Here is a 12,624-nt window from a genome sequence, read left to right on the forward strand (position 1 = left end):
CGCAGCTACGCAAAAGACTACTTCGCCGACACGTCGATGTTGCCGAGATATTTCGCGGCCAGCGTCTTCACCGTGCCGTCGGCTTGCACCTTGGCAATCGCCGCATTCAAGCGGTCACGCAATGCCGTATCGCCCTTGCGAATTCCGTATGCAATGCCGCTGCCGAGAATCTTGTCATCGCGCACCGGCTCGCCGACGAAGGCGTACCCTTCACCGCTCGGCTTCGACAGAAAGCCGGTTTGTCCGGCCGGCGCCAGCACGAGCGTCGCGTCCAGACGCCCGGCCACGAGGTCGGTATAAACCTGGTTCTGGTCCTGATACGGCACGACGGTCACGCCCGCCGATTCCCAATGCGCCTTCGCGAAGGTTTCCTGAATCGACGCCTGCAACACGCCCACGCGCTTGCCCTTCAGCGAGGCCGGCGTCGGCAGCAGACCGCTGTCGCGTTTGGCGATCAACTGCGTCGGCACGCGATACACGACGGTGGTGAAATCGATCGCCTGACGACGCGCGTCGGTCGCGTTCATCGCCGAATTGATCGCGTCGAACTTGCGGCCCTGCAGCGCGGGAATCAGCCCGTCGAACGAGGTCTCGACCCATTTGCACGTCATATGCGCGGCAACGCAAACGGCATTGCCGACGTCGATATCCAAGCCTTGCAACTCGCCGTTGGGGCCTTTCGATTCGAACGGCGGGTACTGCGCTTCGAGGCCGAAACGAAGCGTATCGGCAGCGCTTGCACCAGACGACGCCGCGAGTGACGCGAATGCACAGGCCAACGCCAGAAGAGGCTTGAGCAATTTCATAGCAGGTCCCTTTTCCTTCGATTTTGTTGTTACGCCGCCTTGCGGCGCGCTAATGCGTACCCGCGCGACGATCATACTGCGTTCAAAAAGGCAGCCGCCTCGCGGAGCCGTGTTGTCTTTCCGATCAGATCTCGCAAAGACGCCGCGCACCTTCGATCAAGGTCGCATCGTCCTTCGAGAAGCTTAGGCGGATCAAGCCGGAGTCCGTACCATCGGTGTAAAACGCCGACAGCGGAATGGTGGCCACACGCGCATCGCGAATCAGCCGCAGCACGAAATCGCTATCGCTTTCCTCGGAGAAGCCGCGAAAACGCGCGAGCATGAAGAAGCTGCCTTCGCTCGGCAACAACTCGAAGCGCGATTCGCGCAGCGCCTCCGCGAGCAGATCGCGCTTCTTCTGATAGAACGCGGACAAGCCGAGGTAGCTTTCACGATTGGCCAATGCGTCGACGAACGCGTACTGCATCGGTGTATCGGCGGAAAACACCATGAACTGGTGAACTTTGCGAATCTCGTCCATCAACGCAGCGGGCGCGAGGCAGTAGCCGACGCGCCAGCCGGTCACGTGATACGACTTGCCGAACGACGAGACGATCACACTGCGTTCCGCGAGCTCGGAATGACACGCCATGCTCTGATGTTTCGCGCCGTCGAACACCACGTGTTCGTAGACCTCGTCGGCGAGAATCACGATATCGGTGTTGCGCGTAACGGCTTTCAGGCGTTCGACGTCGGCTTCGCTGAACACGGTCGCGGTCGGATTGTGCGGCGTGTTGATGATGATCATGCGAGTCTTCGGCGTGATCGCGGCGGCGACTTCGTCCCAGTTCACGCGGAAGTCGTCAAGCGACAGCTTGATCGGCACGGGCGTGGCGCCTTGCAGTCGCACGATCGGCCCGTAGCTGTCGAACGACGGCTCGAAGTAGATCACTTCGTCGCCCGGATGCACCAATGCGCTGATCGTCGAATACAGGCCTTCGCTTGCGCTGGCGATCACGGTGACTTCGCTCGCCGGGTCGTAGCGCACGCCGTACAGCGTGGCGACCTTATCGGCGAGCACTTCACGCAAGGCGGCGATGCCGGCCATCGGCGCGTACTGGTTATGACCGGCGCGCATGGCTTGGGCTACGCCATCGATCAGTTTGGCGTCCGGCGCGAAATTCGGCGCGCCTTGCGACAGATTCAGCGCGTCGTGCTGAGCGGCCAGTTGACCGATCACGGTAAAAATCGTCGTGCCTACGTCAGGCAACTTCGAGCGGGCATGCGTGGGGCTCTGCATAAGGCTTTCTCCCTTTCTCCATCCGGCAGCGGATTCACGGAACAGCCAACTGCGCGGCGGTCCCTTCCGGTTTGGTGATTAGGCATCAGCCAAAGATCCGTCACAATCGAAACTTTGTCATGCGCGGCATGCATTTACGTCATGCCTCGCGCGAAGGCGCGCCGCCGCGGGCAAAGCCGGTCGGATCGGTACTTTCGGGGAAGAAACGAGGCCGCACGAGAAGTGCGGAGAACTGCAGAGGTATGACGTAATGTGATGCGGCCAGTCTCGAGCGGAGCGCTCGTGACCGGCCTCGCCGTCTATCAGGCGTCGTCCATCAAACGGACTTTGACTTTTTTGCCCTTTACCTTGCCGGCGCTGAGCTTGCGCAACGCTTCACGCGCGACGCTACGCTCCACCGCCACGTAGGTGGACATTTCCGTCACGTTGATCTTGCCGATCTGCGAGCCGGCAAAACCCGCCTCGCCGGTCAGCGCGCCGAGCACGTCGCCGGGACGGATCTTTTCCTTGCGGCCACCGAGAATCTGCAGCGTCTCCATGGGCGGCAACAGCCGCTCATTGCTCGCTGCGGTGAGTTCGGACAGCTTGTGCCATTCGACCTCGCGCTTTTGCGCCTGTTCGAGACTGCCGACGCGGCCCATCTCGTTCATGCTCGCGAGACTCAGCGCCCAGCCTTCCTGATCGGCGCGGCCCGTACGGCCGATGCGGTGCACGTGCACTTCCGGATCCGGCGTCACGTCCACGTTGATCACGGCTTCGAGCTGAGCGATGTCGAGACCGCGCGCGGCGACGTCGGTGGCCACCAGCACCGAGCAGCTGCGATTGGCGAACTGGATCAGCACTTGATCGCGTTCACGCTGGTCGAGTTCGCCATGCAGCGCGAGCGCATGAAAACCCTGCGCGCGCAACACGTCGAGCAGATCGCGGCACTGCTGCTTGGTGTTGCAGAACGCGAGCGTGCTCACCGGACGATAGTGATTCAGCAGCAGACCGACGGCGTGCAGCCGCCCGTCTTCAGTCACTTCATAGAAGCGCTGACGAATCTTGGTGTTGTCGTGCCGTTCGGCGAGCTTCACTTCCTTCGGATTGCGCAGGAACTGCTGGCTCAGCTTGACGATGCCTTCGGGATACGTCGCCGAAAACAGCAGCGTTTGGCGCTCTTTCGGGCATTGCTTCACAACGGTGGCGATATCGTCGAAGAAACCCATGTCGAGCATGCGGTCCGCTTCGTCGAGCACCAGCGTATTGAGCGATTGCAGCGGCAGGCTGCCGCGCTCGAGGTGATCCATGATGCGGCCGGGCGTGCCGACCACGATGTGCGCCCCGTGTTCGAGGCTGGCCGTTTGCGGACGCATCGGCGTGCCGCCGCACAGCGTCAGCACCTTGATGTTTTCTTCGGCGCGCGCGAGGCGGCGGATTTCCTGCGTGACCTGATCGGCGAGTTCGCGCGTGGGGCATAGCACCATCGCCTGCACGGCGAAGTTGCGCGCGTCGAGGCGCGCCAGCAGCGCCAGTGAAAACGCCGCGGTCTTGCCGCTGCCGGTTTTCGCCTGGGCGATCAGATCGTGGCCGGCCAGCGCGATCGGCAGGCTCGCGGCCTGGATCGGCGTCATCTCGACGTAGCCGAGCTGCGTCAGGTTGGCGAGCGTCGCGGGCGGCAGCGGTAGCTGGCTAAACGGCGCGCCGGCGGTGGTGGGACTGTTCATAGGGTGATGACTCGCAAAGCGGATAGGCGGCTAGGGACAACGATTATTCGGCCATCGGGCCGGTGTCGGGACGGCCTTCGATCTGCTCGTACAGCACCGAGCCATCGTCCCCGTCGAAACGCTCGACGTAATTGCGCGCGCCGCACATCGGGCAACGGAACAGGAGGCCCTGCCCTTCGTTCTTGATGACAACGTCCGATTGCTCCCACTGCGCCTGGCAGGACTGGTTTCTACAGGTAAACACGTTTGATTCTCCAACTGGATTCGATTGCTTGTCCGGCGAGCCGTACGGACGGCCCGGCCGTGAATGGGACGTTTGCTGCCACGGTGGCGACGGCTGATGCACGTCAACCCGGCACGTCAACCGAGATGCGTATGCCGCGCGCGCGGCGCGCTCACATCCATCTCGGTGAGGCCCTGCACGATGCCGCAGTCTTCCACGGCCTGTTCGCCGTGGCACTGCTCGCGCAAGGTGGTCAATTGCACTTTCAGCTGCTTCAGTTCGTCGATGCGCATGTCGACGTGCGCAATGTGCTCGTCGATCAAGGCATTGATGCCGCCGCAGCCGTCCGCCGGCGCGTCGGTCAGACGCAGCAGCGCACGGATTTCGTCGTGGGTCATGTCGAGCGCGCGGCAATTACGGATGAAACGCAGCCGTTCGACATGCTTCGCCGTGTAACTGCGGTAATTGGCCTCGGTGCGCTCCGCTTCGGGCAACAAGCCTTCTTTTTCGTAGAAACGGATGGTTTCGGTCGTGCAATGGGCGATTTTCGCCAATTCGCCGATTTTCATGGACCCTCCGGCTGGCAGCCTTGACCTTGTAGTGGCTTCAGGGTGTTTACTAGACCACAAATCGAACCAGGAAGCCACCATGCCTCAAACCGACCACGCCGACGTCGACCGCCTTGAACAGGCGAAAGCCCGTGCGGACGGGCACGAAGGGGACGCGGATGCCCCCAACTGCGGCCATCGCCACGATGCGCACGATCACGACCATGCTCACGACGGCTTGAGCCACGCGCCCGCCCACAGCCATGCCGATGCGGCGTGTTGCAGCGCAGGAGCAGCAACAACGGCAGCCGCCGCGGCCCCCCTGCCGCCATCCGAAACCATCGGCAGCAACATGCGCACCGCCATCCGCATCATGCAGATGGATTGCCCGACCGAAGAAGCGTTGATCCGCAAGAAATTCAGCCGCATGCCGCATGTGCGCAGCATGGAATTCAACCTGATGCAGCGCGTCCTGACGGTCGTCCACGCGCCGGAAGCGCTCCATTCGATCCTCGCCGCGCTGCGTTCGCTCGATTTCACGCCCGAACTCGCTGACGCCAGTCCGGACGCCGCAGCCACGCCTGCGCCGCACGCGTCGCCCAAGCCGTGGTGGCCGCTGGCGCTCGCCGGCGTGGCCGCGGCAGGTTCAGAGGCCGCTGGCTGGCTCGGCGCACCGGCCTGGCTGCCTGCAGGTCTGGCGATCCTCGCGATCGTCTCCTGCGGCCTCACGACGTATAAGAAGGGCTGGCTCGCCATCCGCAACGGCAACCTGAACATCAATGCGCTGATGAGCATCGCGGTGACCGGCGCACTGGTTCTGCGGCAGTGGCCGGAAGCCGCAATGGTGATGGTGCTGTTCACCATCGCCGAACTGATCGAGGCGAAGTCGCTCGACCGCGCCCGCAATGCGATCCAGGGTTTGATGCAACTCACGCCTGAACAAGCGAGCGTGCGGCAACTCGACGGCACCTGGCGACTAGTGGAACTCAAGGCCATTGCGATCGGCGCCGTGGTTCGCGTGAAGCCGGGCGAGCGGATCGCACTCGACGGCGAAATCGTCGCGGGCCGCTCGAGCGTGGACCAGGCGCCGATCACCGGCGAAAGCCTGCCGGTCGATAAGTCCGTGGGCGACGCGGTGTTCGCCGGCACGATCAACCAGACCGGCTCGTTCGACTATCGTGTCACCGCTGCCGCCAGCAACACGACACTCGCACGCATCATCCACGCAGTCGAGGAAGCGCAAGGCACCAAGGCGCCGACACAGCGTTTCGTCGACCAGTTCGCCCGCGTGTATACGCCGATCGTGTTCGCCGTCGCGCTTGCCGTGGCCATCGTGCCGCCGCTGCTGTTCGACGGTTCGTGGCAGGCGTGGGTCTACAAGGCGCTGGTGCTGCTGGTGATCGCGTGCCCGTGCGCGCTCGTGATCTCCACACCGGTGACGATCGTCAGCGGTCTTGCCGCGGCGGCCCGCAAAGGCATTCTGATCAAAGGCGGCGCCTATCTCGAGCAAGGCCGCAAGCTGACGCGGCTCGCGCTCGACAAAACCGGCACGCTCACGCACGGCAAACCCGTACAGACCGAGTTCGAAATACTCGCTGAGATCGACGCCCTCCGTTGCCGCACACTCGCGGCGAGTCTCGCGGGGCGCTCCGATCATCCTGTCTCGACGGCGATCGCGACGGCAGCCAAAGCTGACGGCCTGGCGCCCATCACCGTCGACGCCTTCGAGGCAATCGCGGGACGCGGCGTGCGTGGCGAGATAGACGGCGTGCCGTACTGGCTCGGCAATCATCGGCTGATCGAAGAACTGGGACGCTGCTCCGCGTCGCTCGAAGCCCGGCTGGATGCGCTCGAAACTCAGGGCAAGACCGTCGTGATGCTGGTGGACGCCGAACGCGTGCTGGCGCTGTTCGCGGTCGCCGACACAGTGAAGGAAACGAGCCGCGCGGCAATCGCCGAATTGCAGCGGCTCGGCGTGAGCACGGCCATGCTCACCGGCGACAACCCGCACACCGCCGCCGCGATCGCGCAGCAGGTGGGTATCGACGAAGCGCGTGGCGACCAGTTGCCGGAAGACAAGCTGAACGCAGTCGCACGGTGGTCGGACGACGGCGCGACGGTCGGCATGGTCGGCGACGGCATCAACGACGCGCCCGCGCTGGCACGCGCCGACATCGGCTTCGCGATGGGCGCGATGGGCACCGACACCGCGATCGAAACCGCCGACGTCGCGCTGATGGACGACGACCTGCGCAAGATCCCGTCGTTCATTCGTCTGTCGAAGGCGACGCATTTGGTACTGGTGCAGAACATCGCGCTCGCGCTCGGCATCAAGAGCGTCTTCCTCGTGCTGGCCGTGACCGGTCTGGGCACGATGTGGATGGCCGTGTTCGCCGATGTGGGTGCGAGTCTGCTGGTGGTGGCGAACGGGTTGCGGCTGTTGCGCAAATGAGCGCGCGCCCACAGGTAGCGACTGCACGACGCGCGCCTTGAAGTCAATGCGCGAATGAGCGTTCATCCGCAATCGGATGGTGATGCGAACCGATCGCGGCCTTCAACGTATCCGAAGGCCGCATGCCAAAGAGCTTCCGGTAATCGGTTGCGAACTGGCTCAAGTGCCAGAAGCCCCACGCCGCCGCCACGTCCTGCACCGAGCGCGATTCGCGCGACGCATTCGACAGATCGCGCCGCGCGCCATTCAGACGGATTGCGCGCAGATAGGTGGCAGGCGCCATGCCGAACACGTCCTGAAAGCAGTATTGCAGCGTGCGCCGGCTCACATGGAGTTGCTCGCACAACTCCGGCACACTCACTGCCCGCTCGCGATTGATCAGCACATAGTCGCGCGCTTCCGACACGATCGACTGACGGCGTGGCCGCGCCGGCATCGCCACCGGCTCCGAGCCGGGCAACGCGCCGACGTCGAAGAGCAAAGCCAGCACGGAAGCCTGCAGATTGTTGCGCGCGACCGAAGAGAGCGGCGTGCCGCGCGCCGCGCCATCGTCGAGCAGTTGACGCAGCGTGGCGCACAACTGCTGCTTGCGAGCCATGCCGATCGGCACGACCTGCGTGTTCGGCACATGGTCGGCCAGCCCGACGCGCTCCACTTCCGCCGCGTAACGGCGCAGCACTTCGCCTTTGACCACCACGCCAAAAATCTCGTAACCCGCCGAGGTCAGCAATTCGAATTCAATGCCACCCGGACGAAACGCGAGCGCGTCGCCGGCAATCACCTGAGCGTCGATGCGCCCCGAACCCGCAGGGCAAGTCGGGATACCGAACCAGTACGCGTCCTTTTGCACCTCGCAGGTTTGCCGCAGCGTGTGACTGGTCGTTTCGACGAACACCTGCATGTGATCGAGGCACAACTCCGTCAGGCCGCCGACAAAACATCCCGCCGTCAACTGATCGTAGGTCTGGCTCCAGCCGTGGAGATTGCGCGCCTGTTCGTCGGCGTCGTGCGCGACGCAGGTCTGCACGCGGAAGCTCGGCTGCGGCGTGAGCGTCGGACTGAACAGGGTGTCGCTGAGCGTATCAATCGTCATACCGGATCTGCCCAAATGGAATATCGAGGAGGATCGAGGGGAAAGAACAGGCAATTCCCATGCCGAACGAATCCGGCGCCTGCTCACGCGTTTGTATCGGCAGACATCAAAGCCCGTGTTCAATGGATGAACAGCGCTGCACACCTTGCTCAGAAACGAAACGCTCACCTTGCGCCGGTTGAACAGCGTGACGCCTCTTACCGTGCGCGAGTGCCTGCTACGCGTGCAAGGATCACCTGCGCGGTGCATTGGCACACTTCTGGCTCTAGCCGTTCGCGGCCAATCGATATATCGAGCCGAATATAGCCCATTCAAACATGTGAGGAGCACACAGATGAATCACGCAGAGATGCAATTTCTGACCACCGAATTCCCGTACAAGAAGCAGTATGCGAATTTTATCGGCGGCGAATGGGTGAAGCCTGTAGGCGGCGAGTACTTCGACAACGTGTCGCCGATCACCGGTGAAGCTTTCACGTCGATCCCACGGTCGCGCGAAGCCGACGTCGAACTCGCGCTCGATGCGGCGCATCGCGCGAAAGCCGCGTGGGGAAAAACCTCCGCCGGCGATCGCTCGAACATTCTGATGCGCATTGCCGACCGGATGGAAGCGAACCTGCAACGTCTCGCCGTGGCTGAGACGATCGACAACGGCAAGCCGCTGCGCGAAACCATGGCCGCCGACATTCCGCTCGCCATCGATCACTTCCGCTATTTCGCCGGCGCCGTGCGCGCGCAGGAAGGCTCGATCTCCGAGATCGATCACGACACCGTCGCGTATCACTTTCATGAACCGCTCGGCGTGGTCGGCCAGATCATTCCGTGGAATTTCCCGATCCTGATGGCCGTATGGAAGCTTGCGCCCGCACTCGCCGCCGGCAACTGCGTGGTGCTCAAGCCGGCCGAGCAGACGCCCGCTTCGATTCTGGTGCTCGTCGAATTGATTCACGACCTGTTGCCAGCAGGCGTGCTGAACGTGGTGAATGGTTTCGGTCTCGAAGCCGGCAAGCCGCTCGCCTCCAGCAAGCGCATCGCCAAGATCGCGTTTACCGGCGAGACCACGACCGGTCGCCTGATCATGCAGTACGCGAGCCAGAACATCATTCCGGTGACGCTCGAACTCGGCGGCAAGAGCCCGAATATTTTCTTCGACGACGTGATGAGCGCCGACGACAGCTATTTCGACAAGGCGCTCGAAGGTTTCGCAATGTTCGCGCTGAATCAGGGCGAAGTGTGCACGTGTCCGTCGCGCGTATTGATCGATGAAAAGATCTACGATCGTTTCATGGAACGTGCGCTCAAGCGCGTCGCGGCGATCACGCAAGGCCATCCGCTCGACACCAGGACGATGATCGGCGCGCAGGCATCGCAAGAGCAGTTGGAAAAGATCCTCTCGTATGTCGACCTCGGCAAACAGGAAGGTGCCGAATGCCTGATCGGCGGCGAACGCAATGCGCTCGGCGGTGAATTGAGCAAAGGCTACTACGTGAAGCCGACCGTGTTCCGCGGCCACAACAAGATGCGCATCTTCCAGGAAGAAATCTTCGGGCCGGTGGTGTCGGTCACGACGTTCAAGACTGAAGAAGAGGCGCTCGAGATCGCCAACGACACGCTCTACGGTCTCGGCGCCGGCGTATGGACTCGCGACGGCACGCGTGCCTATCGCTTCGGCCGGCAGATTCAGGCGGGCCGCGTGTGGACCAACTGCTATCACGCCTATCCGGCGCACGCGGCGTTCGGTGGCTACAAGCAATCAGGCATCGGACGGGAAAATCACAAGATGATGCTCGACCACTATCAGCAGACCAAGAACCTGCTGGTCAGCTATAGCGACAAGCCGCTCGGTTTCTTCTAAGCGTCGCGTTCCTGTTCGAGCGGGCCGCATTGCGCGGCTCGCTCTTTTTCTGCGAGGACATGTGATGGCTGATGAGAAGGAAGTTGCCCGCGTGATCGCAACGCCTGCCGCTGTCGAGTTGATCGACAAGTTGCGCGCGGAGCATGGCGAGGTGCTGTTCCATCAATCCGGCGGATGCTGCGACGGCAGCGCGCCGATGATGTTCCCTCAAGGTGAGTTCATGGTCGGCTCGTCCGATGTCAAACTCGGCACGATTGCGGGCGTGCCGTTTTACATGAGCGAATCGCAATTCGAATACTGGCAGCACACGCAGTTGATCATCGACGCAGTGCCGGGGAACGGCGGAATGTTTTCTCTGGAGCGGCCCAGTGGTCTACGGTTCTTGACGCGCTCCCGTCTTTTCGAGGATGGAGAGAATGCGTGGCTGGAAACGCATCCGGTGGAACGCGCCGATGCTTGATCGTTTTATGGTGTGCCTGATTTTGAATCGTCGCTGACGGCGGGCGCCGCTGCTGTATCGGCCAGCAGCGCATCACTGTCGTCTTTCAAGCCGACGCCGGTCAAACCCAAACGCCTTGCATGCGTCAGCAGATAGTGCAGCTTATGGGCGGCCAGCGGAAAGTCGAGGCCTTCAGGACGCACATTCGAAATACAGTTGCGCTGCGCGTCGCTACAGCCCACTTTGGGCGCGTACGTCAGATAGATGCCGAGGCTGTCGGGCGAACTCAAACCTGGCCGCTCACCGATCAGCATCACCACCAACTTTGCATCGAGCAGCTCGCCGATCTCGTCACCCAACGCGACGCGCGCCTGACGCGCGATCACGACTGGGCCAATCTTCCAATCCGTGAGTCGCGGAACGACGGCTTGCAGCAACGGGATCGATTGCTTCGACGCTGCGAACGCCGAAAGGCCATCGCCGATCACGAAGACCACTTCGGGGGAATCGTTCGGCATCGCTGCCAGCGCCAAGCGACTCTCTTCCGATAAACGCCGCCCCAGATCGGGACGCCGCAAATAATGCTCACGATCCGGCGCGGCGCTATGCACGTCGAGCGTCTTGAAGTTTTGCGCGCGCAATTGCTCGTGCAGCACGTCGGCGTCGAGCGGATGATGCACGGCGTCGCGCGCCTGCGCGTGCGACAGGTTGAACGCCAGCAGCGGCGCGGTCGGCAAGCTATTGCCCGCGCGGCCCAGCGCGATGCGCGCGTTGGTGAATTGCCGCAGCGCGTTCCAGGGATTCTTTTCGAGGAAGTCGCTCATGCGATGCCCATCCAGTCGCGCGCGCCTTCGAGCAACGGCTGCTGTGTCGATGCGCTCAGCAGCGCGCCGCGCGTGTCGGTGATCTGCATCGACTCCAGCCATTCTTCGAATTCCGGTGCGCGGCGCAAACCGAGAACATCGCGCACATAAAGCGCGTCGTGGAAAGACGTGCTCTGATAGTTGAGCATGACGTCGTCCGCTCCTGGAATGCCCATGATGAAGTTGATGCCCGCTACGCCAAGCAGCGTGAGCAGATTGTCCATGTCGTCCTGATCCGCTTCCGCATGGTTCGTGTAGCAGATGTCGCAACCCATCGGCACGCCAAGAAGTTTGCCGCAGAAGTGATCTTCGAGGCCGGCGCGCGTGATCTGTTTACCGTCGTAGAGATATTCCGGGCCGATAAAGCCGACCACCGTGTTGACCAGGAATGGATTGAACTTGCGCGCGACCGCATAAGCGCGCACTTCGCAAGTCTGCTGGTCCACGCCGAAATGCGCATCCGCCGACAAAGCGCTGCCCTGGCCGGTTTCGAAGTACATCAGGTTATTGCCGACCGTACCGCGCTTCAAGGAGAGTCCCGCTTCATACGCTTCCTGCAGCAGCGCGAGCGAAATGCCGAAGCTCGCGTTCGCTTTCTCCGTACCCGCAATCGATTGAAACACCAGATCGACTGGCGCGCCTTTTTCGATTGCGGCAATCGTGTTGGTGACGTGAGTCAGCACGCACGATTGCGTCGGCACCTGATAGCGTTGGCGGAAGTCGTCGATCATTAGCAGCAGTTTGGTGATCGCGGCGAGATTGTCGCTCGCCGGGTTGATGCCGATCATCGCGTCGCCGCACCCGTACATGAGGCCGTCGAGCATCGAGGCGGCGATGCCCTTGACGTCGTCGGTCGGATGATTCGGTTGCAAACGCACCGACATGTGCCCCGGTAAACCGACTGTGTTGCGAAAGCGCGTAATCACCGGACGTTTGCGCGCCGCCGCGATCAGATCCTGATTGCGCATCAGCTTGGACACCGCCGCGACCATCTCCGGTGTCAGACCCGCGGTGATACGCGTGAGCGCGTCGGCATCCGTTGTGCTGCTCAGCAGCCAGTTGCGAAAGTCGCCGACCGTGAGGTGAGAGATCTCGGCGAACGCCTGCGGCGAATGATCGTCGATCACGAGACGCGTGACTTCGTCGCTTTCGTAGGGAATCAGCGCCTCGTTGAGGAAGGTGCGCAGCGGCACCTGCGCGAGCGCCATCTTGGCCGCGACGCGTTCTTCCTCGCTCGCGGCCGCCACGCCCGCGAGTTGGTCGCCGGAGCGTTGCGGGCTGGCCTTCGCCAGCAGGGTCTTCAGGTCGGCAAAGCGATAGGTGCGGCTGCCGATCGTCTCGGTGTAGCTCATCTTTACGA

General features: G+C 62.5%; 11 protein-coding genes. 3 read left to right on the forward strand and 8 right to left on the reverse strand.

Features of this window, described 5'->3' with window-relative positions; translation table 11 throughout:
• Positions 1-17 precede the first annotated feature (17 nt).
• From B0G82_RS05650 to cadR, 5 genes are all read right to left on the reverse strand, one after another.
• The gene (locus B0G82_RS05650) at positions 18-806 is read right to left on the reverse strand and encodes an ABC transporter substrate-binding protein (RefSeq protein ID WP_116148707.1); all 789 of its coding nucleotides are present in this window, start codon (positions 804-806) and stop codon (positions 18-20) included.
• A gap of 124 nt (positions 807-930) precedes the next feature.
• Complete coding sequence (locus B0G82_RS05655; RefSeq protein ID WP_121306894.1) at positions 931-2,085, reverse strand: pyridoxal phosphate-dependent aminotransferase; 1,155 nt, start codon at positions 2,083-2,085, stop codon at positions 931-933.
• Between the two features lie 302 nt (positions 2,086-2,387).
• Positions 2,388-3,791, reverse strand: coding sequence for an ATP-dependent RNA helicase DbpA (dbpA, locus tag B0G82_RS05660; RefSeq protein ID WP_106283970.1), 1,404 nt, complete (start codon positions 3,789-3,791; stop codon positions 2,388-2,390).
• A 43-nt stretch (positions 3,792-3,834) separates the two neighbouring features.
• Positions 3,835-4,035, reverse strand: a complete 201-nt coding sequence (locus B0G82_RS05665) for a hypothetical protein (RefSeq protein WP_012431140.1) — start codon at positions 4,033-4,035, stop codon at positions 3,835-3,837.
• Positions 4,036-4,151: 116 nt separating this feature from the next.
• Complete coding sequence (cadR, locus tag B0G82_RS05670; protein WP_012431139.1) at positions 4,152-4,583, reverse strand: Cd(II)/Pb(II)-responsive transcriptional regulator; 432 nt, start codon at positions 4,581-4,583, stop codon at positions 4,152-4,154.
• 331 nt (positions 4,584-4,914) lie between these two features.
• Here cadR and B0G82_RS05680 point away from each other — a divergent pair, with 331 nt between their 5' ends.
• Complete coding sequence (locus tag B0G82_RS05680) at positions 4,915-7,014, forward strand: heavy metal translocating P-type ATPase (protein WP_121306896.1); 2,100 nt, start codon at positions 4,915-4,917, stop codon at positions 7,012-7,014.
• Between the two features lie 43 nt (positions 7,015-7,057).
• Here B0G82_RS05680 and B0G82_RS05685 read toward each other — a convergent pair whose 3' ends face one another.
• Positions 7,058-8,107 carry a helix-turn-helix domain-containing protein gene (locus B0G82_RS05685; protein WP_121306897.1) on the reverse strand — a complete coding sequence of 350 codons (1,050 nt, stop codon included), beginning with the start codon at positions 8,105-8,107 and terminating at the stop codon, positions 7,058-7,060.
• Between the two features lie 334 nt (positions 8,108-8,441).
• Between B0G82_RS05685 and adh the strand changes: the two genes are divergently transcribed.
• Together adh and B0G82_RS05695 are read left to right on the forward strand one after the other, a co-directional pair.
• A complete protein-coding gene (gene adh, locus B0G82_RS05690) occupies positions 8,442-9,962 on the forward strand; it encodes an aldehyde dehydrogenase (RefSeq protein ID WP_121306898.1) in 1,521 nt (506 codons plus the stop codon).
• A gap of 64 nt (positions 9,963-10,026) precedes the next feature.
• Positions 10,027-10,422: a DUF779 domain-containing protein gene (locus B0G82_RS05695; RefSeq protein WP_121306899.1), complete on the forward strand. Its 396-nt coding sequence runs from the start codon at positions 10,027-10,029 to the stop codon at positions 10,420-10,422.
• Between the two features lie 5 nt (positions 10,423-10,427).
• Here B0G82_RS05695 and eutC read toward each other — a convergent pair whose 3' ends face one another.
• Both eutC and B0G82_RS05705 read right to left on the reverse strand, forming a co-directional pair.
• Complete coding sequence (eutC, locus tag B0G82_RS05700) at positions 10,428-11,225, reverse strand: ethanolamine ammonia-lyase subunit EutC (RefSeq protein WP_121306900.1); 798 nt, start codon at positions 11,223-11,225, stop codon at positions 10,428-10,430.
• Positions 11,222-12,616 carry an ethanolamine ammonia-lyase subunit EutB gene (locus B0G82_RS05705; RefSeq protein WP_121306901.1) on the reverse strand — a complete coding sequence of 465 codons (1,395 nt, stop codon included), beginning with the start codon at positions 12,614-12,616 and terminating at the stop codon, positions 11,222-11,224. The genes eutC and B0G82_RS05705 overlap by 4 nt, the downstream gene beginning before the upstream one ends.
• Between the last annotated feature and the right edge of the window lie 8 nt (positions 12,617-12,624).

It is taken from the genome of Paraburkholderia sp. BL17N1 (assembly GCF_003634175.1).
Classification (GTDB): Bacteria; Pseudomonadota; Gammaproteobacteria; order Burkholderiales; family Burkholderiaceae; genus Paraburkholderia.

Bases quoted from the DNA above. Each gene is read 5' to 3' on its own strand.
- dbpA (WP_106283970.1), bottom strand. From the start codon at position 3,791: ATGAACAGTCCCACCACCGCCGGCGCGCCGTTTAGCCAGCTACCGCTG.
- B0G82_RS05705 (WP_121306901.1), bottom strand. From the start codon at position 12,616: ATGAGCTACACCGAGACGATCGGCAGCCGCACCTATCGCTTTGCCGAC.
- B0G82_RS05650 (WP_116148707.1), bottom strand. From the start codon at position 806: ATGAAATTGCTCAAGCCTCTTCTGGCGTTGGCCTGTGCATTCGCGTCA.
- B0G82_RS05695 (WP_121306899.1), top strand. From the start codon at position 10,027: ATGGCTGATGAGAAGGAAGTTGCCCGCGTGATCGCAACGCCTGCCGCT.
- eutC (WP_121306900.1), bottom strand. From the start codon at position 11,225: ATGAGCGACTTCCTCGAAAAGAATCCCTGGAACGCGCTGCGGCAATTC.
- B0G82_RS05680 (WP_121306896.1), top strand. From the start codon at position 4,915: ATGCGCACCGCCATCCGCATCATGCAGATGGATTGCCCGACCGAAGAA.
- B0G82_RS05655 (WP_121306894.1), bottom strand. From the start codon at position 2,085: ATGCAGAGCCCCACGCATGCCCGCTCGAAGTTGCCTGACGTAGGCACG.
- B0G82_RS05685 (WP_121306897.1), bottom strand. From the start codon at position 8,107: ATGACGATTGATACGCTCAGCGACACCCTGTTCAGTCCGACGCTCACG.
- cadR (WP_012431139.1), bottom strand. From the start codon at position 4,583: ATGAAAATCGGCGAATTGGCGAAAATCGCCCATTGCACGACCGAAACC.
- adh (WP_121306898.1), top strand. From the start codon at position 8,442: ATGAATCACGCAGAGATGCAATTTCTGACCACCGAATTCCCGTACAAG.